Origin of the sequence: Pseudooceanicola profundi (assembly GCF_050897955.1) — a bacterium.
Taxonomy (GTDB): Bacteria; Pseudomonadota; Alphaproteobacteria; order Rhodobacterales; family Rhodobacteraceae; genus Pseudooceanicola.
Window position 1 is genome coordinate 1,267,848 of the sequence record NZ_JBPAXZ010000001.1, and the last position, 24,484, is coordinate 1,292,331.

Below are 24,484 nucleotides of genomic sequence, written 5' to 3' on the forward strand. Positions count from 1 at the left end.
AAGTCAGCACTGCATCCCTAACCACCATCAATGGGGCAAGCCCGCCATGCACCCGCTGCAATGCGGCATGACGATGCTGCGACTGCAGCATGGCGGGAAACAGGCGGGCGGCGGCGGGCATGGCGAAGGGCCTCAGAACAGGAAGTAGCGCTGCGCCATCGGCAACACCTCTGCGGGTTCGCAGGTCAGCAATTCTCCATCCGCACGCACCTCGTAAGTCTCGGGGTTCACTTCGACTTTCGGCGTGGCGGAGTTCAGCTTGAGGTCTTTCTTGCCGATATTGCGGGTGTTCAGCACCGCGATCGTCTCCTTGGCGAGGCCGAGGCTGCGGCCGATTCCCTCTGCCTGCGCGGCGGCCGAGACGAAGGTAACAGCCGACCGTTCCACCGCGCGGCCATAGGCCCCGAACATCGGCCGGGTATAGACCGGCTGCGGCGTCGGGATGGACGCATTGGGGTCGCCCATCTGCGCTGCCACGATAGAACCGCCGATCAGAACCATCTCCGGCTTCACTCCAAAAAACGCAGGCGACCAGAGCACGAGATCGGCCCGCTTGCCCTCTTCGATGGAGCCGATCTGATGCGACAGACCATGCGCAATCGCCGGGTTAATCGTATATTTCGCGACATAACGCTTGGCGCGGAAATTGTCGTTCTCGCCGGTCTCTTCGGCCAGCCGCCCGCGCTGCTTCTTCATCTTGTCGGCGGTCTGCCAGGTGCGGATGATCACCTCCCCTACCCGGCCCATGGCCTGACTGTCCGAGGCGATGATCGAAAACGCGCCCATGTCATGCAGGATATCCTCGGCCGCGATGGTCTCCCGCCGGATGCGGCTTTCGGCAAAGGCCACATCTTCGGGGATCGACTTGTCGAGGTGATGGCAAACCATGAGCATATCGAGATGCTCGTCCAGCGTATTGACCGTGAAGGGCCGCGTCGGGTTGGTGGAGGATGGAAGCACATGCTCCTCTCCGCAGATCTTGATGATATCCGGCGCATGTCCGCCGCCCGCGCCTTCGGTGTGGAAGGCGTGAATGGTCCGGCCTTTCATGGCCTTAACCGTATTCTCGACAAAGCCCGACTCGTTCAGCGTGTCGGTATGGATCATCACCTGCACGTCATAATCATCTGCCACGCCCAGACAGCAGTCGATGGCACCGGGCGTCGTGCCCCAGTCCTCATGCAGCTTCAGCGCACAGGCGCCGGCCTTGATCTGCTCCTCCAGCCCGGCGGCGAGCGAGGCATTGCCCTTGCCCGCAAAGGCGAGGTTCATCGGGAAGGCATCGGCGGCCTGCAGCATCCGCCCTAGATGCCAGGGCCCGGGCGTCACGGTGGTCGCCAGCGTGCCATGCGCGGGGCCGGTGCCGCCGCCCAGCATTGTGGTCAGCCCGGAATGCAAGGCATCCTCGATCTGCTGCGGACAGATGAAATGGATATGGCTGTCGAACCCGCCGGCCGTCAGAATTTTTCCTTCACCGGCAATCACTTCCGTGCCCGGCCCGACGATGATGTCGACCCCCGGCTGGGTGTCCGGGTTCCCCGCCTTGCCGATTTTATCGATCCGCCCGTCCCGCAACCCCACATCCGCTTTGTAAATCCCCGCCCAGTCGAGGATCAGCGCATTGGTGATGACCGTATCCACCGCGCCCTCGGCCCGGGTCTTCTGCGACTGGCCCATGCCGTCGCGGATCACCTTGCCGCCGCCAAACTTGACCTCTTCACCATAAAGCGGGCCATTGCTGCCCCGCCCGGCCAGATCGGCGGTCAGGTCACGCTCAACCTCGATAATCAGGTCGGTATCGGCCAGCCGCACCTTGTCGCCGGTGGTCGGCCCGAACATGGCGGCGTAATCGGCGCGGGAGATTTGAGTGGGCATCGAAGTTCCTTTCCGTACTGCGGAAAACCGTCAGGGACGAGCGAAAATATAGAGATCGCCGGTCCGCTGCCGGGTCAGTCGTTCAAGACATTTGAAATGCATCAGTGGCATAATGGACCCTCCGGAAAACCCGGCCGATTCCGCCTGACAGGCCGCATCGCGATAGGGGACCCACTTGCGCTGCGCGTCACGCAGCAGGGCATCCGTGCCATCCTGCCGGGCAACCGCCATCGCCTGGCCATAGGCCGCATTCAGCTCCGCATCTGCCGCCTGTGCCGCGAGATTGGCGCATTGGTTCATATCGACCTGGGTCTGCGGATTGACACAGTTCTGTGCCGCCGCCGCCCCCGCACAGGCCAGTGCGATCAGCCCGCCCATCGCCATCTGCCGCAGGACCGACATCAGAGCTCTCCCATAACCTGCTGATTGAAGCCGTAAATCACCCGCCCGCCGGAAACCGGGATCAGATTGACCTCGCGCCGCTGACCGGGCTCGAACCGCACAGCCGTCCCGGCGGCGATATCCAGCCTCATGCCCCGCGCGGCGGCCCGGTCGAAATCCAGCGCCGGATTGGCTTCGGCAAAATGGTAATGCGACCCGACCTGAACCGGCCGGTCGCCGGTATTGGCCACCATGATCGTGATGGCGCTCCGGTCCCCATTCAGCTCGATCGTGCCGGGGGCGGTTATGATCTCTCCCGGGATCATTTCCGTGGTCCTGCGCTGACCCGGACCGGAACAGGCTGCGGCGCCGGGCGCAGGCCCAGAGCGATGGCGATTTTCTCGATCAGTTCCGACATGTTCAGCGCCTTTCTTCCTGTGGATAACTCTGTGGGTTAACGAATGGGATTGTGCACGGTCACCAGTTTGGTGCCATCGGGGAAGGTGGCTTCGACCTGGACCTCGTGTATCATTTCGGCGATGCCATCCATGCATTGCGCGGCGGTTACGACCCGCGCCCCCTCCTCCATCAGCGTGGCGACGGACCTGCCGTCCCGCGCGCCCTCCACCACCGCATCGGTGATCAGCGCGATCGCCTCCGGATGGTTCAGCTTCACCCCGCGCGACAGCCGCTTGCGCGCGACCTCCGCGGCCATGGAGATCAGAAGTTTGTCTTTTTCTCGGGGGGTTAGCTGCATGTCAAAGCATCCATGTCTTGGGAAGGTCTTCACCCGAAAGGGTCCGGATGGCGGGAAGAAGTGATTGGCGGAGAAGGAACCCATCCTCGGCAAGACACCGCGCGAACAGCACGCCGGGCCGGATCAGGCTCGCCCCGCCTTGGAGACCAATGGCCATACGAAGCCGGTCCAGATGCCGCTCCGCATCCGGCGCCACCAGCAGGAGAGAGGCCATCGCCCCCGCCCCACCCGCGACACGGCCAAGCTGGGTGTGGATATCGCCGGAGAGGCGGAAATTGTCGGCAAAGACCAACTCTCCGCCGCGCCGGATGCGCCAGAGGTCCGACAGATGTCCGGATTCCACAACCTCCCCCATGGCATGGCGCCCGAAGATCACCGGCTCCACGGCCAGAAGCTGGCCGTCCGGCGCGACCTCTGCCTCAAGCCGCCGGTCGAGCGCGGCGCGATCGTAGAGGATCGTCTCCTGCGGCAGCCAGTCGAGCCGGGCGCCGGGGCCCACGGTCAGCACCGACCGGACCTGCCCGACCTCACCCGGTTGGGCGCGGTAGATCCGCTCCGCCGCCTGGGTGGTCAGGACCAGCGCGGCCCCCGCCTCCGCCTCTGCCGAGATATGAAACCGGTCGCCGCCGGTCACGCCACCGGCGGTATTCAACGAAACCGCCTGAAGGGTGCGGGCAAAACCATGAGGAAACAACATCTTGAAGGAGCCGGCCTGATGCAGCTCCCCAATCCGGGAGCGCCCGTTTTTCAGCCGCGCAGATACCGCAAGCCTGCCTCGGGCACGGGGCTGGCGCGGTAACGTTTCGGCGGTGATCTGGGCAAATGTCACGTCGGCAATAGGGTCTTGGTCCTCTCCCACCCCAGACATTAACGCCTGCAGCCCGGATGGGGAGCGGAATCTTCGGCCCGCAGCGTTTTTCAGCCGCGGGCCGCGCCTAAGCCTTGGCAAAAGTGCAGAATTTCAGCGGGCTCACCCGCAGTGATGCAACGTAGAGAAGAGCTTGGGATCAAGGCTTGCCGCCGCAAAAGTCTCCCCCTCCGTCAGGATCGACACGGCGTCATGGCTGTGCAGGCTTTCCTGATGGCTGGCAACGACACGAAAATCGCCGATCCGGACGTCACCCTCCAGCTCTGCCGCAAAGAGCCGTGCGGCATCTTCGACAAAGATCGGATTGGCGGCGTTGAGCTCTGCAAAGGCCTGTTCGTCCTCGCGCTTGACCATAACCTGCGTTTCCGTCGGCACGGCCCGCCGCGCAAGGTCGATCAGATCCTCGAACCAGAGCGTTCCGCGCCCCTCCAGCACCACCGAAATCCGCGCGACGGAACGTTGCGAATGCGGCGTGGCGAGCTGCCCCCGCTCCCGCCGGGCATGTTCGGAAAGTTCAAGTGAGCACGGACAGGTCGAGGAATAGACATAGTCCAGATGCAGGATACGCAGGCGCTGTCCGGCACGCTCAACCAGTTCCAAAGCCAGGTCGTAATACTGGTATCCCTGCAGACCGGAGCGCAGGCTCTCCACCCGCAGCGGATAGGACAGCCGCATCTGGATCCGCGCATCAAGGCTTTCCAGGTCCGCCTTGTAATCGTCCAGCGCCGCCTCGATCACCTCGAAGGAAAAGGTCTTTTCCGAATGGGCGTAGAACGACCGCATGATGCGGCTCATATTAATGCCCTTCTTGTCGGCCTCCAGGCTGACCGTCCCGGTGACAGAGCTTTCCAGCGTCATATCTCCGCCCGAGCGCATCCGGTACCGGATCGGCAGCCGGAAATTGGAAATCCCCACGTGCTGGATAGCCCGATGCGAGCCCCGGATCAGACTGGACGGACCGTTCTGCAAATCAGGAAGCGTCGTTCTGTATTCCTCATCTGAAGCAAAATCAGAGGGATAGACATTCGACAGCAATGGATACTCCGGCGCGCCGGCCAGCATGGCACCCACGGCAGGGTCCAGCGCATTGATCTCTGCATTGCTGGCGCTTTCTGCCCAGCGGCGCAGGGTGGACAGCGCCTGCTGCGCCGCCTCCCGATCCGGTTGGTTCATGTCTTTCGGGTGGATATTCATCGCGCCCCCTCTGGCCCCGCGGGCCGGTCAGCATCACACCTGACTGATATAGGCCGCCCCCGGCCCGTTACCAGTTCTTGCATAGGGTACGGCGGAATGCCCCTGCAGGATCACCGGCCCGTCAGATTTTATCCAGAGCCTGCATCAGGTCGGCGATCAGGTCCTCCGGGTCTTCCAGCCCGACGGAGAGCCGCACCAGCCCGTCGCTGATCCCCAGCACGTCCTTCTGTTCCTGCGGGAGGCGCTGGTGCGTGGTCGTGGACGGGTGGGTCACGATGGATTTGCTGTCGGCAAAATTGTTCGAAATGGTAAAAACTTCGAGCGCATTGAGCATCTTGAAGCAGGCCTCTTTCCCGCCCTTCACCTCATAGGCCAGCACGGTCCCGCCGGAGGGGGCCTGCGACATCGCCACGGCATGTTCCGGATGGCTTGGCAGCTGCGGATACCGAACGGCGCTGAGCTTCGGATGTCCTTCCAGCGCCTCTGCGATCTGCAGGGCCGCGGCGGCCTGTGCCCGCACCCGCAGGTCCATCGTATCCAGCGATTTCAGCTGCACCCAGGCGGTGAACGGGTTCATCGCGCCGCCGGTATGTTTGACATAGGTCTCGATCGGGCCGCGCACCAGCTCCTTGGAGCCGAGGATGATCCCGCCCAGCATCCGCCCCTGCCCGTCCACATGTTTCGTGGTCGACACGACGCAGAGATCCGCGCCAAGCCGCTGAGAATACGAAAAGATCGGCGTCGCCATGGCATCGTCGACAATGACCAGCGCGTCATTGGCATGGGCCACCTTCACCACATGGGCCAGATCCACCACCTCAAGCGTCGGGTTTGAGATGCCTTCGAGGAACACAAGCCGGGTATCCGGCCGGATCGCGGCAGTCCAAGCGTCATTATCGGTGCCGTCGACCAGCGTGACCTCCACCCCGAACCGCGCCAGCACATCCTCCAGCACATAGAGGCAGGAGCCAAAGAGCGCGCGGGAGCTGACCACGTGATCGCCGGCCTTCAGGAGCGCCGTCAGCGCCCCGGTAACCGCCGCCATGCCCGACGCACAGGCGAATCCGTCCTCGTAGCCGGTGATCTGCGCCATCCGGTTTTCGAACATGCGCACGGTCGGATTGCCGTAGCGGGCATAGATAAATTCGTCATCGCCCAGATCCTGAAACCGGGCCTCCGCTGCCTCTGCGCTGTCATAGACGAACCCCTGGGTGAGGAAGATCGCCTCGCTCACCTCGCCATATTGCGAGCGGCGCGCGCCGCCATGCACCAGGGTCGTACGTGGTTTCCAGTTGCTCATGGTCTCTTCTCCGGGCCGGCCACTCTCGGGCGGGTCGGCCATAACAAAACCCCCAGACGCGGCCAAGCGTAAGGGGGTCCCTTCCGACTGACCTTTTAGCGGAATGTTTAACGTGGCCCGCAATCCGGTAACAAATCGCCACGGGGCTGTTCGTACGCCCCTGAAAATGGCCGGTCAAGCGTTACCGATCTGTTACCGAACCATCACCCAGATTTCGTATGTCCGCCGTAAAAGAGCCCCAAATCGTAGGTCGGGGGCTAGGGATATGGCCTTGGTACGGATCAATCTGGAGGACAGCGGGCTGGCACTGCACGGCTCCGGCGCCCCCGTCGGACCGGAGCTCGCCCGCCACATGTCCGCGACCGGACCTGTGGTGATCATGATCCACGGGTTCAAATTCGCCCCCGGCGATCCGCGGCACTGCCCGCACCGGCACATCTTTGCCCTGCATGACGAGCACGCCTGCTGGAAGGCCAAGAGCTGGCCGCGGGAGCTGACCCGCCAGGATGCCGACGACGTTTTGACTGTTGCTTTTGGCTGGCCCGCGCGCGGGTCGATCTGGCAGGCCTATGACCGGGCCGCGCAGGCCGGTCGGGCGCTGGCCCAGATGATCACCGAAATCCGCCGGTTGATGCCGCACCGTCCGGTCCATGCGCTGGCCCATTCGCTGGGCGCGCGGGTGGTCCTGTCGGCCCTGCCCCACCTCGCCCCGGGCGATCTGAGCCGCGCCGTATTGCTGGCCGGAGCAGAGCTCTCGGACCGAGCGCAGACCGCCCTGATGACCCATGCCGGCCGGCAGACGGAGGTCATCTCTGTGACCAGCCGGGAGAACCGGCTCTACGATCATCTTCTGGAGCAGGCCTTCGGGCGGGCCAACGGCCCCGCGATCGGCCGTCAGGCCCCGGACCTGCCCAACTGGCTGACCCTGCCGCTGGACTGTATGGAAACGCTTGAAGGGCTGCGCACGCTGGGCTTCGACATCCCGCCCGCCGAACGCTGGGTTTGCCACTGGTCGGCCTACCTGCGGCCCGGTGTCTTTGACCTCTATTCCGCCCTTCTGGTGCGACAGGCGCCGATGCCGCTGGAGCAGCTCAGACAGAGCATCGCCACGCCTGCCCCGGCGGCCCGCGGCTGGCTGCGCATACCGCAGTTCAGCCTGCCCGAAATGACATTGCGGCGCGCCTCTTTCTGAGCCACGCCGCAATCAGGTCTCACCGTATCGAAACTCAGCGCCGGCGGTCGCGGCGCGAGGACATCGGCTGGAACGCCACGCCCACATGCGCCTCGCAATAAGGCTTGCCCGCCTGCACCGGCAGACCGCAGAACCAGAACTTTTCGGTCGCCGGATCGCCCACGGGCCATTTGCAGGTCCGTTCCGTCAGCTCCATCAGCGTCAGTTTCTTGGCCTTCTTCTCGATCTCATTGACCTTGGCCAGTGCTTCGGGGCTGATTTCATTGGCCGAGGGCTGCGGCGGCAGGGGCTGGCCAGCAGGCACAACGGCCTTGCGGGACGGCAAGCCGGCCGGCGCGGCGGAAACCGTGCGCGGCTCGTCATCGGCAGGCTCCGGTTCCGCCTTGGTCTGCGGCACGGGTTTCGCAGCCGGTTTGGCCTTGGCTTCAGGCTTGCCCGGGGCAGCAGGTGCCGCGGGCGCCGCCCCGCCGGAGCGGTTGGACAATCCCAGACGGTGGACCTTGCCGATCACCGCATTGCGGGTCACGCCGCCCAGCTCTTTCGCGATCTGGCTTGCGGACTGGCCTTCCGTCCACATTTTCTTGAGCAGTTCGACGCGTTCATCGGTCCAGGACATACCTGCCATCCTTATCTTGCGGTCTTTTCGGTTGAGGGGCAAACCGCCCCCCGGAATGTCGAGGGCGGCACGTCATCCGCACCGCCCCCCGTTGGCTCTCTATTCTAATCACCAGCCCGCCAGATACAAGGGAGTGATTCGCCACAGGGCTCTGATCGAAGATTCCCGCCGACCACCCTTGCGCCCGTTCCGCTTATGCCTATAACCCGCATCAATTTGCGACCAGCCGGGGTAGAACGATGCCGAAAAGAACCGATCTCTCATCGATCATGATCATCGGCGCAGGTCCTATCGTCATCGGCCAGGCCTGCGAATTCGACTATTCCGGCGCCCAGGCCTGCAAGGCGCTGCGGGAAGAGGGCTACCGGGTCATCCTGGTCAACTCCAACCCCGCCACGATCATGACCGACCCCGGCCTCGCCGACGCCACCTATATCGAGCCGATCACCCCCGAGGTCGTCGCCAAGATCATCGAGAAGGAGCGCCCGGATGCGCTGCTGCCTACGATGGGCGGTCAGACCGGCCTCAACACCTCCCTCGCCCTTGCCGACATGGGTGTGCTGGAGAAATTCGGCGTTGAACTGATCGGCGCCAACCGCGAGGCCATCGAGATGGCCGAGGACCGGAAGCTCTTCCGGGAGGCGATGGACCGCATCGGCCTGGAAAACCCCAAGGCCACCATCATCACCGCGCCCAAGCTCGACAATGGCAAGCGTGACATCAAGGCGGGCCTCGCCCAGGCTATGGACGCGCTGGAAGAGATCGGCCTGCCCGCCATCATCCGCCCCGCCTTCACCCTTGGCGGCACCGGCGGCGGCGTGGCCTATAACCGTGACGATTACGAATATTACTGCCGCTCGGGCATGGAGGCCTCTCCGGTCGCCCAGATCCTCGTCGACGAATCCCTCCTCGGCTGGAAGGAATTCGAGATGGAGGTGGTGCGCGACAAGGCCGACAACGCGATCATCGTCTGTTCCATTGAAAACGTCGATCCGATGGGCGTGCACACGGGCGACTCGATCACCGTGGCCCCTGCCCTGACCCTGACCGACAAGGAATATCAGGCGATGCGCAACGGCTCCATCGCCGTGCTGCGCGAGATCGGCGTGGAAACCGGCGGGTCGAACGTGCAATGGGCGATCAACCCCGCCGACGGCCGCATGGTGGTGATCGAGATGAACCCGCGGGTGTCGCGCTCCTCCGCTCTGGCGTCGAAGGCCACCGGCTTCCCCATCGCGAAAATCGCTGCGAAGCTGGCGGTCGGCTATACGCTGGACGAGCTGGACAATGACATCACCAAGGTCACGCCCGCGTCGTTCGAGCCGACCATCGACTATGTCGTCACCAAGATCCCCCGCTTCGCCTTCGAGAAATTCCCGGGCGCCCAGCCGCACCTGACCACCGCGATGAAATCCGTGGGCGAGGTCATGGCGATCGGCCGGTCGTTCCACGAGTCACTGCAAAAGGCGCTGACCTCGATGGAGAACGGGCTCTCGGGCCTTGATGAAATCGAAATCGAAGGCGCACCTGAAAAGGCCGCCATCACGAAGGCATTGGCCCTGCAGACCCCGGACCGCATTCGCGTTGTCGCCCAGGCCATGCGCCACGGCCTCTCGGATGACGAAATTCAGGGCGTCACCTCCTTTGACCCGTGGTTCCTGTCGCGGATCCGCGAGATCATCCGCGCCGAGGCGGAGGTCGCCACCAACGGCCTGCCGGTGACGGAGGACGGGTTGCGCCGGCTCAAGATGATGGGCTTTACCGATGCCCGCCTCGCCAAGCTTTGCGCCCGCGACGAAGACAATGTCCGCCGCGCCCGCCACAACCTGAACGTTACCGCCGTCTTTAAGCGGATCGACACCTGCGCCGCCGAATTCGAGGCGCAGACGCCCTACATGTATTCCACCTACGAAGCCCCCATGATGGGCGAGGTCGAGGACGAGGCGCGCCCGTCTGACCGCAAGAAGGTCGTGATCCTCGGCGGCGGTCCCAACCGGATCGGCCAGGGGATCGAGTTCGACTATTGCTGCTGTCACGCCTGTTTCGCGCTGACCGACGCGGGCTATGAGACGATCATGGTCAACTGCAACCCGGAGACGGTCTCGACCGATTACGACACCTCCGACCGGCTCTATTTCGAACCGCTGACCTTCGAACACGTCATGGAAATCCTGCGTGTCGAACAGTCGAACGGCACGCTGCACGGCGTGATCGTCCAGTTCGGCGGCCAGACACCCCTGAAGCTCGCCAATGCGCTGGAGGCTGCGGGCATCCCGATCCTCGGCACCACGCCCGACGCCATCGACCTGGCCGAGGACCGCGAGCGGTTCCAGGATCTGGTCAACCGCCTTGGCCTCAAGCAGCCCAACAACGGCATCGCCCATTCCGACGCCGAGGCGCTGGAAATCGCGGGCGGCATCGGCTTCCCGCTGGTCATCCGCCCCTCCTACGTCCTGGGCGGCCGCGCGATGGAAATCGTGCGCGATATGGACGGGCTGAAACGCTACATCCGCGACGCGGTCGTGGTATCGGGCGACAGCCCCGTGCTGCTCGACAGCTATCTCGCCAATGCGGTGGAACTGGATGTCGATGCGCTCTGCGACGGTACCCAGGTGCATGTCGCGGGTATCATGCAGCATATCGAAGAGGCCGGCGTGCATTCGGGCGATAGCGCCTGCTCCCTGCCCCCCTATTCGCTGGCGCAGGAGATCATCGACGAGGTCAAGCGCCAGACCGAGGCGCTGGCGCTGGAGCTGGGCGTCGTCGGCCTGATGAACGTGCAATATGCGGTCAAGGATGGCGAGGTCTACCTGATCGAAGTGAACCCCCGCGCCTCCCGCACCGTGCCCTTCGTGGCCAAGGCCGTGAACAGCCCCATCGCCACCATCGCCGCCCGCGTCATGGCCGGGGAGCCGCTGTCGAACTTCACCCTGATCGACCCGATGATCGACCGTTTCGCGGTGAAAGAGGCGGTGCTGCCCTTCGCCCGTTTCCCGGGCGTCGACACGCTGCTGGGGCCGGAAATGCGGTCGACCGGGGAGGTCATGGGATCGGACACCACCTTCGCCCGCGCCTTCCTCAAGGCGCAGCTGGGCGCGGGCACAGACCTGCCGACGGGTGGCAAGGTCTTCATCTCCATCCGCGACGAGGACAAGACCGAGGCGATGATGGAGGCTGCAAAATCCCTGGTCGACGGGGGCTTCACCCTGATCGCCACCCGCGGCACGGCCGCCTGGCTGAAATCGGCGGGCCTCTCCTGCGATATCGTGAACAAGGTCTACGAGGGGCGCCCCAATGTGGTCGACATGCTCAAGGACGGTCAGATCGCGCTGGTGCTGAACACGACCGAAGGCGCCCAGTCGATTGCCGACAGCCGCGAAATCCGCTCCGTCGCGCTTTACGACAAGATCCCCTATTACACGACGGCGGCAGGCGCCCAGGCGGCGGCACAGGCCATCGCGTCGCGCGATATGGACAGCCTCAAGGTGACATCCCTGCAGGAGCTCGCACTATGACCGCACGTCTCTTCTGCCTCGCGCTTCTGTTGCTGGCGGCCTGCGGGCCCGCCGGAACCTCCAGCTCGCTGGTCTTCTGATCCGGGCTTGGCCCCTCAGGCCGTGACCGGAACCGCCATTGGGCGCGTCTCCGCCAGCGCATCGCGCCGCCGGACCGCCGTCACGCAATAGCCCGCGATCTCTGCCCCGCGGTCCTTGCGCAGCACCCGGCATTCTATCCGCGCGTCAAACCCCGCCCCGTCCAGAAGCGCCTCGAGCGGGCCGCGTGCATGAGCGTAGCGGCGGCTTTCGCGCAGCACATAGGCTTGCCGCCCCGCATGCGCCTCCACGGTAAAGGCAAAGGTGCCGCCCGGCTTCAGCGCAGACGCAACCCAGCCCACGATCCGTTCCAGCGCCCCCAGATAGGCAAAGACATCCGCAGCCGTGATCAGGTCCCATTCCGGCGCGCAAAGCTCCAGCGCCCCCAGATCGCGCTTCTCCAGCCGGTCATAAAGCGCCTTGCCCTCCGCCTCCCGCAGCATCTCAGCCGAGATGTCCCAGCCCTCCAGCACGTCGCAGCGGGGCCGCAGCAGCGCGCCCATCAGCCCGGTCCCGCAGCCCAGATCCAGCGCCCGCAGGTAGGGCCCGCGAAGCCCTTCTGCCAGCAGCTCCGGCGCGCGATAGTCCAGCCGGTCCACCAGAGCCGCATCGAACCCGGCGGCATATTGGTCGAAGAGCGCCTCGACAAAGGCCGGCGCCATCCCGTCCGACAGAGACCGGTCCCGCAGCAGGTCAAGCTGCAGCCCCGCCCCCAGCCGGTCCGAGGGATCGAGCCGCAAGGCCGTCTCGAACCCCTCCCGCGCCCTGTCGCGGTCGACTTCCAAGGCGATCTCCCCCAGCCGGTACCAGCCCGCCGCCCAGTCCGGCGCCAGCTCCAGCGCCTGGGCATAAAGGTCGAGCGCCACATCGGCACAATCGGGCAGGTAGGATTCGGCATGATCCGCCCGCCGGTCGGCGAGGAGATTGCCCGAAGACAGCATGACAGGGATCATGGAAGACGCGACGCCAGAAATCCGGACCACGCGCCCGGCCCGCGCCATTTACGCCCTTCCCGAAGCAAGTCAAGCGCCCGCGAGCAGGCCTTATTTCTTGTTCACCCGTTCCGACAGTTTCTCCGCCGATTCCACCCGTTCGGAATAGCGGTCGACAAGGTAATCGGCCCGCCCCCGCACCAGCCAGGTGAACTTCACCAGCTCTTCCATCACATCGACGACACGGCGGTAGAACGGCCCCTCCGGCAGCCGCTCCCCCTCCTCATACTCAAGAAACGCCCGCGGGATGGAGGACTGGTTCGGGATCGTCACCATCCGCATCCAGCGGCCCAGAATACGCATCTGGTTTACGGCATTGAACGACTGTGACCCGCCCGAGACCTGCATCAGCGCCAGCGTCTTGCCCTGCGTCGGCCGCACCCCGCCCATGTTCAGCGGCAGCCAGTCGATTTGCGTCTTCATCAGCCCGGTCATCGTGCCGTGCTGCTCCGGAGACGACCAGACCATCCCCTCCGCCCAGACCGCCAGATCGCGCAGCTCCCGCACCTTGGGATGATCCGCGTCGCCCGGGTCATAAACCGGCAGGCCCGCAGGATCGAACACCCGCGTCTCGCAGCCCAGATGCTGCAGGATCCGCTCCGCCTCCAGCACCGTCTTGCGCGAATAGCTCTGCGGTCGCAGCGCCCCGTAAAGCAGCAGAATACGCGGCGGATGGCGCGGATCGCCGGGCGCGGCCAGCATCTCCACATCCACTGCGGGCAACTGGGTGGGGTCGAGGGCGGGCAGATCACTCATCCGGACATCTCCTGACAGATTGCCCGCTGCTTAACGCCACCCGGGCGCGAATGCACCCCGAAATACCCGCCCCTCTGGACAGGCCCGGCAAAGCGCGCCTATCTGCCGCCATGGCCAAGCTCTACTTTCACTACTCCACGATGAATGCCGGCAAGTCGACGATCCTGTTGCAGGCGTCCCATAACTATATCGAACGCGGCATGCAGACTTACCTGCTGACGGCCGCCATCGACACCCGCGCGGGCGAAGGCCGCATCGCCAGCCGCATCGGCATCGGTCAGCAGGCAGAGACATTCACGCCGTCAGATGACCTCTTCGCCCGCATAGCCGCGCGCCGCAACGCCGGCCCCTGCGCCTGTGTCTTTGTCGATGAGGCCCAGTTCCTGACCCGCGATCAGGTCTGGCAGCTGGCCCGCGCCGTGGATGACCTTCAGGTGCCGATCATGTGCTATGGCCTGCGCGTCGATTTCCTCGGTGACCTCTTCGAAGGCTCCGCCGCCCTGCTCGCCCTCGCCGATGAAATGCGGGAGGTCCGCACCATCTGCCATTGCGGCCGCAAAGCCACCATGGTTGTCAGGCGCGGCGCCGACGGCCTGGCCCTGCGCGAAGGCAATCAGGTGCAGGTCGGCGGCAATGAAACCTATGTCAGCCTCTGCCGCCGCCACTGGCGCCAGGAAATGGGCGACCTGCCCGGCTGACCACCCGACGCCGGGCCGCCCCCTTCTCTGGTCGTCAAATATCCTCGGGGGGTGCGGCAAAGCCTGCTTTGCCGCTTCGGGGGGCAGACAGCCCCCCGCCCGCACCGTCAGGCGACCCGGTTGGGCACCTCGTCGCCGGCGAAATAGGCGCGCAGGTTCTCCACCGCCATCAGCCCCATCTCTTCCCGCACCCCCATGGACGCGGTGCCCAGATGCGGCAGCAGCACGACCTGCTCCAACTTCAAGAGCCCCGGGCTCACCACCGGCTCCTTCTCATAGACATCAAGCCCCGCCCCGGCGATCTGGCCCGTCTGCAGCGCCGTCACCAGCGCCGCCTCATCCACCAGCGACCCGCGCGAGATATTGACCAGGATCGCATGCCCCTGCATGGCGGACAACACCGAGGCATCGATCAGATGTTCGGTCTCCGCCCCGCCCGGCGCGGCCACCACAACCACATCCGCAACACCGGCCAGCGCCTCCAACGACATCTGTTCTGCCGGGAAATCCATCTCTTTCTCGGACCGGTTGGCATAGACCACCCGCATCCCGAATCCGAAGTGACAGCGCCGGGCAATGGCCTGCCCGATCCGCCCCATGCCGACAATGCCGACCGTCTTGCCCGTCAGATGCAGGCCGAGAAGCTGGGTCGGATGCCACCCCTCCCATTGCCCCGCACGCACCATCCGCTCGCCCTCGCCTGCGCGACGCGCGGTCATCAGCATCAGCGTCATGGCGATATCAGCCGTCGCATCGGTCACGGCACCCGGCGTATTGGACACGGTCACCCCGTGCTTGGTGCAGGCCGCCACGTCGATATGGTTATACCCAACCCCGAAATTCGCCACCATCCGGCAGCGCGGACGCCCGAAATCCTGCAGCGTTTCCAGATTGATCTGGTCGCCCAGCGTCACCATCATCCCATCGTACAGCGCAAAGCCCGCCCGCAGCTCTCCGGGGCTCATCGGCTTGTTGGAGGACCGCACCTCGACGTCAAACAGCTCCTCCGCCTTGGCAAGCGTCTGCGGCGGCATCGGGCGGGAGATCAGGATACGGCTCAATGCAGGCGCGCCCCCGGCGCGATCTCCTTGTCGGGCGTGACGAGGATCACCCCGCCGTCGGGGTCCGACACACCCAGCGTCAGCACCTCGGACATAAACTTGCCGATCTGGCGCGGCGGGAAATTCACCACGGCCATGACCGTCTTGCCCACCAGATCCTCGGGCGTGTAATGCGCGGTGATCTGGGCAGAGGTCTTCTTCTCCCCGATTTCAGGCCCGAAATCGATCCAGAGCTTGATCGCGGGCACGCGCGCCTCCGGATAGGGCTCCGCCCGGATCACGGTTCCGGCCCGGATATCCACCTTCAGGAAATCGTCAAACGTGATCTCGTCAGCCACGGCTCAGCTCCTTTGATCGGTCGGCAGCGGCCTTCACCGCGCGTTTCAGCAGCGCCGGGAAGCCATCCGTTTCATTCATCAGCACCTCAAGCGCCGCTTGCGTCGTGCCATTGGGCGAGGTCACATTGACCCGCAACTGGCCCGGGCCTTCCTCGGCCTCTTCGGCCAGCGCACCAGCCCCGGCCACAGTTGCCCGTGCCAGTTGGAGGGCCAGCTCAGGCGACAGCCCTTCCGCCTCTCCGGCGGCGGCCAGTGTCTCGATCAGGTGGAAGACGTAGGCCGGGCCGGAGCCCGACACGGCCGTCACTGCATCCATCTGGGACTCGCTCTCCAGCCGCACCACCTGCCCCACAGCGGACAGCAGCTCTTCGGCCAGCGCAAGATGCGCCTCGGTCACAAGATCGTTGCCGATGATTGCCGTGATCCCCCGACCAACGGCGGCCGGTGTATTCGGCATCGCCCGGATAACCGGCGTGCCAGATCCAAACACCTCTTCGAACTTGGAAATCGGCGTGCCGGCCGCAACAGAGATCACCAGCGTATTCCCGCCACCCAAAGCCGCCATCGACGGCAGCGCGTCGCCCATCATCTGCGGCTTCACGGCGATCAGCGCCACAGCGGGCGATTCTGGCAGGTCGGCATTCACATGCACGCCAGAAGATTTTACGAAATCAGATGGATAAGGGTCGGATACCCAGACCGAAGAGGCAGGCAGCCCGCCCTTCAGCCAGCCGGAGAGCATCGCCCCCCCCATCTTCCCGCATCCCAACAGAACCATGCCCTTGCGGGCAACGTCATTCGCCATGTCTTGCTCCCTCAGCAGGGGGGCGTTCACCGCCCCCCGTTTCGGAGCCGGACCTTAGGCGCGCCCGTAGGCCTCTGCAATGGCGACCTGCACCGCCTGCGCGGGGCTCTGCCCACCCCAGACATTCAACTGCATCGCCGGGTAGTAGCGTTCCGCCGACATCACGGCGGCGCCGATCATCGTATCGATCTGCTCGGGCGTGGCCATCTGGTCATGGCCCAGGATCAGACCGTAGCGGAAGACCATCAGCTTCTGCTCCGGCCAGTAGGTGAAGGAGCCGGACCAGCACTGGTCGTTCACGAGGTTCAGCAGCTCGTAAAGCTCTGCCAGCGCCTCCTCGGGCGGCTCCATTTCGAAGGTGCAGACCAGCCGCAGGGTCTGGTCATAGTCGGACCAGGCCAGCGTCAGGGAATAGGTGCGCCACTGACCTTCCACGGCCATCGCGATCTGGTTGTCTCCGATCCGGTCGAATTCCCACTCATGGTGTTCGGCCAGATGCTCGACGATGTCGATGGGGTGAAGTTCTTCGGTCAGGAACTGCTCGGTCATTGCCATTTGCGCCACCTCGTTTTGGTTGTAGCGAAGGGGCTGCGAAAGCGCCCCAAGCGCTAGGTGCCTGCTCTAGGGACTGGGCGACTTCCCGATGTCCCTACGAGATATGGTGAGGGGGGCTGGCCCGTCAGGCAAGCTAAAACTTGGGGATAAACGCAGTTAGTTGTGGATTAGCCCAAGAACAACACAAGATTAGTTCCCGAATTGCCCGGATTGTTAAACTGACATGACGGGAACACGTCATTCCGCAAGGGCTCATGCCTCCGGCCCGGGACGCGGTGCGCCGATTTGGCGAATGCCAGAGGCTCTCATAGGCTCAGGTCTACAGCCCCGCGATTCGACAGGAGCGCCCGCCATGACCTTTCAGCTGGCCGATGACGGCCCCGCGATCTACGAAAAGGTTCTTGTCCCGCTCTGGATGCAGCCCTGGGCAGAGGCGCTGATCGGCCTCCTGGCACCGGCATCCGGCGACCGGGTCCTCGACGTGGCCTGCGGCACAGGCGTGACCACCCGCCTCGCCGCTGATGCCGTTGGTGCGGCAGGCAAGGTTACCGGCCTCGATATCAACGCCGGAATGCTGGCAACGGCAAAGCAGCTTGCCGGGGACCGCCCCATCGACTGGCTGGAGAGCGATGTGACCGATACGGCCCTGCCGGATGCTGCGTTCGATCTGATCCTGTCTCAGCACGGCTACCACTATTTCCCGGACAAGCCCGGCGCGCTGGCCGAATTCCTGCGTCTTCTCAGACCGGGCGGACGGCTCGCCTTTTCCATCTGGGACGGGCACAGCGCCTATACACAGGCGCTATGCGCCGCAGTCGCGACCCATATCTCCCCGGATGTGGCCGCCAAACAGCGCGCGCAGCGGGCGACACCTTCGGCGGAAGCCCTGCAGGACCAACTGGAGGCAGCCGGTTATACCGACGTGCAGGTTCTGCGTCAGAGCCTGCGCATCACGACACCACCCGCCGCTGAATTTGTGTCCCTGCACCTGCGCTCGATGCCCATCGCGGGCGCATTCCTGTCCCTGCCCGACAGCGTGCAATCCGCGCTGATCCGCAATGTCGAGGCCGCGCTGGCGGACCATCACGATGAAAACGGCCTGATCTACGACGATGCCGTCCACGTCGCGATCGGTCGACGCCCGACCTGACCGGACACAGGGCATGCAAAAGGCCGGGGTGACCCCGGCCTCTCGTTCACACCAAACACGATGAGAGGAGACAGCCTTACTGGCTTATCTTCGCCTCCAGCGCATCGATCCGCGCTTTCAGCGCTTCATTCTCCTCGCGCGCTTTCTGGGCCATGGCGCGCACGGCGTCGAATTCCTCGCGCGTGACCAGATTGCGCTCCGCCAGCCAGCGGTCGACCATGGAATTCACGGCCGTCTGCGCCTCATCCTTGGCACCCTGAGCCACGCCCATGGCATTGGTCATCAGCTGCGACATATCGTCAAAAAATTTCGAACGGGTCTGCATGGCAGTCTCCACCTAAGGGGTTGTCACCTTTACCCCCTATATGGGCCGCACTGCCGCATCCCACAAGGTTGACTTCCCCCGCAGCCCATTGCCATGTCACGCCCATGATCGCCGCCATCCCCTTCCCCGACATCTCGCCCGAGATTTTCACCATCGCCCTGGGCGGCATGGAATTCGCCCTGCGCTGGTACGCGCTGGCCTATATTGCGGGCCTCATCCTGGGCTGGTGGCTGGCGCGCACCGTTATCTCCCGCCCCGCGCTCTGGCCCGGCGACACGGCCCCGATGACGCGCCAGCAGCTTGAAGACATGATGACCTGGATTATCCTTGGCGTCATTCTGGGCGGCCGGCTTGGCTTTGTCCTGTTCTACCAGCCCGGGTATTACCTGACCCACCCCGGCGACATCCTGAAAATCTGGCAGGGCGGCATGGCCTTCCACGGCGGGTTCCTTGGCGTGGTCATCGCCGCCGCCATTTACCTGCATCGTCAGGGCATCCCGAAACTGCAGGCCTTCGACATGATGGCGCTGGCCACCCCGCCCGGCCTGCTGTTCGGGCGGATCGCGAATTTCATCAATGCCGAACTTTGGGGGCGCCCGACCGATGTGCCCTGGGGCGTGGTCTTTCCCGGTCAGGGCGCGCTCTGTGATGGCCTGCCCTGTGCCCGCCACCCCTCGCAGCTCTACGAGGCTGGGCTGGAGGGGCTGCTGCTAGGCGCGGTCCTGCTCTGGCTGGCCTTCGCAACCTCTGCCCTGAAACGGCCGCTGCTGCTGTCGGGCGTCTTTGTTGCGGGCTATGGTATCGCGCGGTTCATCGTCGAATTCTTCCGGCTGGCCGATGCCCAATACATCACGCCTGAAAATCCATTTGGCCATGTCCTGCGCCTGACCGACACGATCGGCTTTACCATGGGACAGATGCTGTCGCTGCCGATGGTCGTGCTGGGGCTGCTGTTCATCCTGGTCGCGATCCGGCGGGCGCGGTGACGGGCCTGATGCAGAAACTGCGGACCCGCATCGCCGCGGAGGGGCCGATGCCCCTGTCCGAGTATATGTCCGTCTGCCTGACCGACCCCGCCCACGGCTATTACGCCACCAGAGACCCGTTCGGCAGCGCCGGAGACTTCACCACCGCGCCGGAGATCAGCCAGATGTTTGGCGAACTCCTTGGCCTTGCGCTGGCCCAGTCCTGGACGGATCAGGGCAGCCCCGCCCCCTTTACCCTGGCAGAGGCCGGGCCGGGGCGCGGAACGCTGATGGCGGATATCCTGCGGGCGACGGCGCGCGTTCCGGGCTTTCACGACGCCCTCAGGCTGCATCTGGTGGAAACCTCTCCGACCCTGCGTGATCGCCAGCGGCAGGCCCTGGACGGATATCGGATCACCTTTCTGGATGACGTGGCCGACCTTCCGCAGGCACCGCTCTGGTTCGTCGCCAACGAGTTTTTCGATGCTTTGCCCATCCGGCAACTGCGACGGCGTGGCAGCGGCTGGGCGGAGGTCATGGTTGCCCTGTCGGACACCGGGCTGAAGCTGGCACTGGCGCCCCCCGCGGACATCCCCGAACTGGCGCACCGGCTTGCCGATACGGCAGAAGACGACATCGTGGAGATCTGCCCCGCCCTGCCCGCGATCATGCACCAGCTGGCGGACCGAATCAGCCGCAGCGGCGGTGCGGCCCTGATCGTCGACTACGGCGACTGGCGGTCGCTGGGCGATACCTTCCAGGCCATACGCGCCCAAGAATATGTCGATCCGCTGACCGCACCCGGCGACACGGATTTAACAGCCCATGTCGATTTCGAGGCCCTGGCGCGTGCCGCCGCGCCGCTTGCTGCTGCGCCACCGCTCCCGCAGGGTCAGTTTCTGGAGCGGCTGGGCATCGCGATCCGCGCGGAAACTCTGGCAACCCGCCTGAGCGGTCAGGCACTGAACGACCACATCGCCGCATATCGCCGCTTGACCCATCCCGACGAAATGGGGACGCTCTTCAAAGTCATCGCAATGACGCCGCCAGACGCCCCTTCCTTTCCCGGCACCGGAAGCCCGCAGTTTCCCCAATGACGCTCGAAATCATAACATCCCCCCTGCTCAGCGCGACACGCCACGGCTTTTTCACCCGCCGCGGCGGCGCCTCTTCGGGCATCTTCGCCGGGCTGAACTGCGGCACCGGCTCCTCGGACCAGAGCGAGATCGTCGAGATCAACCGCAATCGCGTCGCGCTCGCCATGGGCGTGGGCGACCATGACCTTGTGACACTGCGTCAGGTCCATTCAGCCTCCGCCGTGGCGGTTGATGCCGTGCCGGCCTCTGTACCCGAGGCGGACGCGGTCGTGACGGCCACGCCCGGGCTGGGCCTCGCCATCCTGACCGCAGATTGCCAGCCCGTGCTCTTCTCTGACCCGGACGCGGGGGTGATCGGTGCGGCGCATGCCGGCTGGCGGGGCGCATTGGACGGGATACTGGAGGCCACGGTCGACGCCATGATCGACCTTGGCGCGCAGAGGGACCGCATCGTGGCCGCCATCGGCCCCACGATCAGCCAGCGCGCCTATGAGGTCGGCCCCGAATTTCTGGACACCTTTCTGTCGGACGATCCGGAAAACGCCCGCTTCTTTGCCGGTGGCGAAGCGGACCGCGTCCATTTCGACCTGCCGTCCTTCGGGCTGCAAAGGCTGCGCGCCGCCGGTATCGCAGCGGTGGAATGGACCGGTCACTGCACCTACAGCGACCCGCAGCGCTTTTTCTCCTACCGGCGGACCACTCATGCCGGTGAGGCGGATTACGGCCGCCTCATCTCTGTCATCCGGCTCTGAGCCGGCCCGGTGGCGGCGCCCGGCGACGCCACGAGATATCTTCAAAAAGCCCTTTTTCGTCCAACAGCTGCCGCAAAGCCCGCGCATAGTCGGGTCAAGACCGGGACCAACCGGCAGAGCAGGCAGACCAAAAGGACGAACAGATGCACGCGAAACAGAAACGCTGGATCAAGTCACTGCTGGAAACGGCAGAGAAAACGGAACTCAAAATGCCCTATGCGCGCGGCCACCGCGCCAAGGTCGCTGCCCGCCTGAAGGCCAAGGCCGCACAGAAAGCCGCCTGAGGCGCCTGCCGGCGCCTACGGCCACGACCAGATACCGCGCCGCGCCGCGCTGCCCGCTTCGGCGGTGATCCGGCCCGGCGCATACCCCGTTTGCCAGACGCACAGGCGGGGTGCATTCCGGGTGCCACCCGGTTGTCTCCGGGACTGCCGGGGCAGCTGACGGCCAATGCCCGCCCCGCATGAGCCTTTCCCGAATCGCTCTCCCAAGACCCACCGCCGAATATGTCGCCATTCGGCACCTGGCCGGCAACAATCCCGCGCTGCTGACACGGATTGCCTCGCCCCCTCCCTCCAATCCTCCCTGATTTTTGTCTTTTCCCAAAAGTTCAGGCAAATTCTCTCCATCTGATCCACAGAGTCCTCTGTGTTGTCGGTGGGGGCCGACGCAGACGTGACGCCAGCAAAAGGTGTTGCTATGTCCGCCCCAATACCGTCGTTTCGCACGACGATTGCCGAAGCATCCCGTCTGACCAGCCCGCCGGCGATGCGCCCCTACTACACCATGTCCTATTCGCCGGCCGACAGGGCCGTCGAACGCGAAGTGCTGGCGCCCGCCACACCTGATTTCGAAGCCGCATTTAATGCCTTTGCACATGGCACCCTGCTGGCCACCGCCGACGGGCCGGTCGCGATCGAGGATCTGCGTCCCGGGATGGAAGTGCTGACGCGCGAACGTGGCGCTCAGAAAGTGCTCTGGATCGGGATCATGACGCACAGGACCGTGTCCGGCCCGGATGCGTTGCTGACACGGGTCACCAGCGACCGCTTCGGACAGGGGCAGCCCCATCCCGACCTGCTGGCAGGCCCCGGCGCCCGGATGCTGCATCGCCCCGCGGCATCTCATTCCGACCCGCAAGGCCGTCTCATCTACAGCCCGCTGAGAGATTTCATCGACGGCGACAGCGTCATTGGCATCCGCCCCCGGATGGCGGTTGAAACCTACCACCTGGCGCTGCACCACCATGCCACGATCATTGCGGCCGGGCTGGACCTCGAATCATTCCACCCGGGCACCGATCTTTGCAATCGAATGGGGCCCCATACGCTGGACCTCTACCTGACGATTTTCCCGCATGTCCGGCGATTGACGGATTTCGGCCAGCTGGCCCATCCCCGCATGTCGGCACGCAACGTCGGCACACGCGAATACGTCTGATCAGGCATCCGGCCGCGGCGCCATCGCGCGCCGCGCCGCCGGCACGGGTCAGGCCGTCCGGCCCAGGCGTTCCTCAAGGATATCGAAGGGCACCCCGGGTTCGTTCTTGGCCCCGCGGATGACCAGAGAGGTCTTAACGCTGGCGACATTATCGGCCGCCGTCAGCTGACCGGTCAGAAAGCTCTGAAAGGTCGACAGATCCGGCGCGACGCATTTCAGGATGAAATCCACCTCACCGTTGAGCATGTGACACTCCCGGACCAGAGGCCAGTGGCGGCACTTCTCTTCAAAGGCGGCCAGATCGGCCTCGGCCTGGCTGACCAGCCCGACCATGGCAAACACCTGAACCTCGAACCCAAGCTCGCGGCTGTCGACCCGCGCATGATAGCCCTTGATATAGCCCGAATCCTCAAGCGTCCGGACCCGGCGCAGACAGGGCGGGGCTGAAATCCCCACGCGCTTGGCCAGCTCGACATTGGTCATACGACCGTCGGCCTGAAGCTCTGCCAGGATTTTCCGGTCGATCTGGTCCAGACGGGTTCCCGCCATACTCGCCTCCAAAAATTTGCGTTTGTTATAGCAGTAGCTATAGCGCACGCAATATTGTTTCGCGATTTTGCGCCAGCGACAGGCCTGCCATGCGCGCGTCGCGCATCGGTTGCAGGCACCGGCCGGGCACATTAGATAACCGTCACCGATACGATCTGCCAGTGTTCGCCCAAAGATCCTTCCGTCCCGGAGCTGCCTCATGACTGACACCCGCCACACCCGCGTCCTCATCATCGGCTCCGGCCCTGCCGGCTATACCGCCGGTGTCTATGCCAGCCGCGCCATGCTGAACCCGATCCTCGTGCAGGGGATCGAACCCGGCGGCCAGCTGACCACCACGACCGAGGTCGAGAACTGGCCCGGCGATACCGAGGTGCAGGGCCCCGACCTGATGGTCCGCATGGAAGCCCATGCCAAGGCAATGGGCTGTGAGATCATCAGCGATATCATCACCGACCTCGACCTCTCCAAACGCCCCTTCACCGCCAAGGGTGACAGCGGCGTGACCTACACCGCCGATGCCGTGATCCTGGCGACGGGCGCGCGTGCCAAATGGCTCGGTCTCGACAGCGAGGAAGCCTACAAGGGCTTTGGTGTCTCGGCCTGCGCAACCTGCGACGGTTTTTTCTATCGCGGACAGGAGATCGTGGTGATCGGCGGCGGCAACACCGCTGTGGAAGAGGCTTTGTTCCTGACGAACTTCGCCTCCAAGGTCACGCTGATCCACCGCCGCGACGAGCTGCGTGCAGAACGCATCCTTGTCGACCGGCTGATGAAGAACCCCAAGATCGAACCGCTCTGGCACCATGTGCTGGAAGAGGTTGTCGGCGAAGACAGCCCCAAAGGCGTGACCGGAGTGAAGGTAAAACACGTCGACACGGGGGAGATCAGCGAGATTTCGGCCAAGGGGGTCTTTGTCGCCATCGGCCACGCCCCTGCCTCCGAACTGGTGAAGGACCAGCTGGAGCTGCACCACGGCGGCTACGTCAAGGTGAACCCGGGCTCCACCGAAACTTCCGTCCCCGGCGTCTTTGCGGCCGGCGACCTGACCGACCACAAATATCGTCAGGCCGTGACCTCTGCCGGGATGGGCTGCATGGCCGCCCTCGATGCGGAACGGTTTCTTGCCGAACATGGACAGGCCGAAGGCGACACCGATCTTCCGCTTGGCCACGGCGCACCCGAAACCGAAGGCGCGCAATAAGCCGTCCGACCGGTCGCCTGC

The 24,484-nt window shown here is 64.6% G+C and carries 27 protein-coding genes and 1 riboswitch; of the genes, 10 read left to right on the forward strand and 17 right to left on the reverse strand.

The window, feature by feature from the left end:
* Positions 1-132: 132 nt before the first annotated feature.
* The 8 genes from ureC to ACRARG_RS06340 all read right to left on the reverse strand — a co-directional run bounded on the left by ureC (position 133) and on the right by ACRARG_RS06340 (position 6,375).
* On the reverse strand, positions 133-1,875 hold the full coding sequence (gene ureC / locus ACRARG_RS06305; RefSeq protein WP_432689140.1) for an urease subunit alpha: 1,743 nt from the start codon (positions 1,873-1,875) through the stop codon (positions 133-135).
* Positions 1,876-1,905: 30 nt separating this feature from the next.
* Positions 1,906-2,277 (reverse strand): lysozyme inhibitor LprI family protein, encoded by a 372-nt coding sequence (locus tag ACRARG_RS06310; protein ID WP_432689141.1) that lies wholly within the window; start codon positions 2,275-2,277, stop codon positions 1,906-1,908.
* Positions 2,277-2,582 carry an urease subunit beta gene (locus ACRARG_RS06315; RefSeq protein ID WP_432689142.1) on the reverse strand — a complete coding sequence of 102 codons (306 nt, stop codon included), beginning with the start codon at positions 2,580-2,582 and terminating at the stop codon, positions 2,277-2,279. Before ACRARG_RS06315 ends, ACRARG_RS06310 begins: the two co-directional genes overlap by 1 nt.
* Entirely contained in the window at positions 2,579-2,674 is a 96-nt protein-coding gene (locus ACRARG_RS06320; RefSeq protein ID WP_432689143.1) for a PA1414 family protein, read from the reverse strand. The genes ACRARG_RS06315 and ACRARG_RS06320 overlap by 4 nt, the downstream gene beginning before the upstream one ends.
* Before the next feature lie 36 nt (positions 2,675-2,710).
* Complete coding sequence (locus ACRARG_RS06325) at positions 2,711-3,013, reverse strand: urease subunit gamma (RefSeq protein ID WP_432689144.1); 303 nt, start codon at positions 3,011-3,013, stop codon at positions 2,711-2,713.
* Position 3,014: 1 nt separating this feature from the next.
* Positions 3,015-3,881: an urease accessory protein UreD gene (locus ACRARG_RS06330; protein ID WP_511261975.1), complete on the reverse strand. Its 867-nt coding sequence runs from the start codon at positions 3,879-3,881 to the stop codon at positions 3,015-3,017.
* Positions 3,882-3,983: 102 nt separating this feature from the next.
* Positions 3,984-5,075 carry a GTP cyclohydrolase FolE2 gene (gene folE2, locus ACRARG_RS06335; protein WP_432689146.1) on the reverse strand — a complete coding sequence of 364 codons (1,092 nt, stop codon included), beginning with the start codon at positions 5,073-5,075 and terminating at the stop codon, positions 3,984-3,986.
* Positions 5,076-5,196: 121 nt separating this feature from the next.
* Positions 5,197-6,375, reverse strand: coding sequence for an aminotransferase class V-fold PLP-dependent enzyme (locus ACRARG_RS06340; protein ID WP_432689147.1), 1,179 nt, complete (start codon positions 6,373-6,375; stop codon positions 5,197-5,199).
* Positions 6,376-6,450: 75 nt separating this feature from the next.
* Positions 6,451-6,527, reverse strand: a riboswitch (SAM riboswitch).
* Positions 6,528-6,646: 119 nt separating this feature from the next.
* On the opposite strand from ACRARG_RS06340, the gene ACRARG_RS06345 reads away from it, so the two are divergent.
* Entirely contained in the window at positions 6,647-7,567 is a 921-nt protein-coding gene (locus ACRARG_RS06345) for a DUF726 domain-containing protein (protein WP_432689148.1), read from the forward strand.
* A gap of 34 nt (positions 7,568-7,601) precedes the next feature.
* Here the strand turns inward: ACRARG_RS06345 and ACRARG_RS06350 are convergent, their stop codons facing one another.
* Positions 7,602-8,183: a GcrA family cell cycle regulator gene (locus ACRARG_RS06350; RefSeq protein ID WP_432689149.1), complete on the reverse strand. Its 582-nt coding sequence runs from the start codon at positions 8,181-8,183 to the stop codon at positions 7,602-7,604.
* Between the two features lie 239 nt (positions 8,184-8,422).
* On the opposite strand from ACRARG_RS06350, the gene carB reads away from it, so the two are divergent.
* Positions 8,423-11,698 carry a carbamoyl-phosphate synthase large subunit gene (carB, locus tag ACRARG_RS06355; protein ID WP_432689150.1) on the forward strand — a complete coding sequence of 1,092 codons (3,276 nt, stop codon included), beginning with the start codon at positions 8,423-8,425 and terminating at the stop codon, positions 11,696-11,698.
* Positions 11,699-11,793: 95 nt separating this feature from the next.
* Here carB and ACRARG_RS06360 read toward each other — a convergent pair whose 3' ends face one another.
* A complete protein-coding gene (locus tag ACRARG_RS06360) occupies positions 11,794-12,777 on the reverse strand; it encodes a class I SAM-dependent DNA methyltransferase (RefSeq protein ID WP_432689151.1) in 984 nt (327 codons plus the stop codon).
* 42 nt (positions 12,778-12,819) lie between these two features.
* Positions 12,820-13,524 (reverse strand): arsenical resistance protein ArsH, encoded by a 705-nt coding sequence (gene arsH / locus ACRARG_RS06365; protein ID WP_432689152.1) that lies wholly within the window; start codon positions 13,522-13,524, stop codon positions 12,820-12,822.
* A gap of 110 nt (positions 13,525-13,634) precedes the next feature.
* Between arsH and ACRARG_RS06370 the strand changes: the two genes are divergently transcribed.
* Positions 13,635-14,222 carry a thymidine kinase gene (locus ACRARG_RS06370; RefSeq protein ID WP_432689153.1) on the forward strand — a complete coding sequence of 196 codons (588 nt, stop codon included), beginning with the start codon at positions 13,635-13,637 and terminating at the stop codon, positions 14,220-14,222.
* A 107-nt stretch (positions 14,223-14,329) separates the two neighbouring features.
* Here ACRARG_RS06370 and ACRARG_RS06375 read toward each other — a convergent pair whose 3' ends face one another.
* Genes ACRARG_RS06375 through ACRARG_RS06390 form a run of 4 tightly spaced genes read right to left on the reverse strand, consistent with a single transcriptional unit; the run spans position 14,330 to position 16,981 of the window.
* Positions 14,330-15,283 (reverse strand): 2-hydroxyacid dehydrogenase, encoded by a 954-nt coding sequence (locus ACRARG_RS06375; protein WP_432689154.1) that lies wholly within the window; start codon positions 15,281-15,283, stop codon positions 14,330-14,332.
* Positions 15,280-15,621, reverse strand: coding sequence for a tRNA-binding protein (locus ACRARG_RS06380; protein WP_432689155.1), 342 nt, complete (start codon positions 15,619-15,621; stop codon positions 15,280-15,282). Before ACRARG_RS06380 ends, ACRARG_RS06375 begins: the two co-directional genes overlap by 4 nt.
* Positions 15,614-16,426 carry a pyrroline-5-carboxylate reductase gene (gene proC, locus ACRARG_RS06385; protein WP_432689156.1) on the reverse strand — a complete coding sequence of 271 codons (813 nt, stop codon included), beginning with the start codon at positions 16,424-16,426 and terminating at the stop codon, positions 15,614-15,616. The genes ACRARG_RS06380 and proC overlap by 8 nt, the downstream gene beginning before the upstream one ends.
* Positions 16,427-16,480: 54 nt before the next feature.
* A complete protein-coding gene (locus ACRARG_RS06390) occupies positions 16,481-16,981 on the reverse strand; it encodes a type III secretion system chaperone family protein (RefSeq protein ID WP_432689157.1) in 501 nt (166 codons plus the stop codon).
* Positions 16,982-17,333: 352 nt separating this feature from the next.
* Between ACRARG_RS06390 and ACRARG_RS06395 the strand changes: the two genes are divergently transcribed.
* Complete coding sequence (locus ACRARG_RS06395) at positions 17,334-18,131, forward strand: class I SAM-dependent methyltransferase (RefSeq protein WP_432689158.1); 798 nt, start codon at positions 17,334-17,336, stop codon at positions 18,129-18,131.
* 76 nt (positions 18,132-18,207) lie between these two features.
* Here ACRARG_RS06395 and ACRARG_RS06400 read toward each other — a convergent pair whose 3' ends face one another.
* Positions 18,208-18,456: an accessory factor UbiK family protein gene (locus tag ACRARG_RS06400; protein ID WP_432689159.1), complete on the reverse strand. Its 249-nt coding sequence runs from the start codon at positions 18,454-18,456 to the stop codon at positions 18,208-18,210.
* A gap of 104 nt (positions 18,457-18,560) precedes the next feature.
* On the opposite strand from ACRARG_RS06400, the gene lgt reads away from it, so the two are divergent.
* From lgt to ACRARG_RS06425, 5 genes are all read left to right on the forward strand, one after another.
* Entirely contained in the window at positions 18,561-19,442 is an 882-nt protein-coding gene (lgt, locus tag ACRARG_RS06405) for a prolipoprotein diacylglyceryl transferase (protein WP_432689160.1), read from the forward strand.
* A 47-nt stretch (positions 19,443-19,489) separates the two neighbouring features.
* Positions 19,490-20,518, forward strand: a complete 1,029-nt coding sequence (locus ACRARG_RS06410; protein ID WP_432689161.1) for a class I SAM-dependent methyltransferase — start codon at positions 19,490-19,492, stop codon at positions 20,516-20,518.
* Entirely contained in the window at positions 20,515-21,270 is a 756-nt protein-coding gene (pgeF, locus tag ACRARG_RS06415; protein WP_432689162.1) for a peptidoglycan editing factor PgeF, read from the forward strand. Before ACRARG_RS06410 ends, pgeF begins: the two co-directional genes overlap by 4 nt.
* 143 nt (positions 21,271-21,413) lie before the next feature.
* The gene (locus ACRARG_RS06420) at positions 21,414-21,554 is read left to right on the forward strand and encodes a hypothetical protein (protein ID WP_432689163.1); all 141 of its coding nucleotides are present in this window, start codon (positions 21,414-21,416) and stop codon (positions 21,552-21,554) included.
* Between the two features lie 415 nt (positions 21,555-21,969).
* On the forward strand, positions 21,970-22,710 hold the full coding sequence (locus tag ACRARG_RS06425; RefSeq protein ID WP_432689164.1) for a Hint domain-containing protein: 741 nt from the start codon (positions 21,970-21,972) through the stop codon (positions 22,708-22,710).
* Between the two features lie 48 nt (positions 22,711-22,758).
* Here the strand turns inward: ACRARG_RS06425 and ACRARG_RS06430 are convergent, their stop codons facing one another.
* On the reverse strand, positions 22,759-23,259 hold the full coding sequence (locus ACRARG_RS06430; protein ID WP_432689165.1) for an Lrp/AsnC family transcriptional regulator: 501 nt from the start codon (positions 23,257-23,259) through the stop codon (positions 22,759-22,761).
* Positions 23,260-23,458: 199 nt separating this feature from the next.
* On the opposite strand from ACRARG_RS06430, the gene trxB reads away from it, so the two are divergent.
* The gene (trxB, locus tag ACRARG_RS06435) at positions 23,459-24,463 is read left to right on the forward strand and encodes a thioredoxin-disulfide reductase (protein WP_432689166.1); all 1,005 of its coding nucleotides are present in this window, start codon (positions 23,459-23,461) and stop codon (positions 24,461-24,463) included.
* The last annotated feature ends 21 nt before the right edge of the window (positions 24,464-24,484 follow it).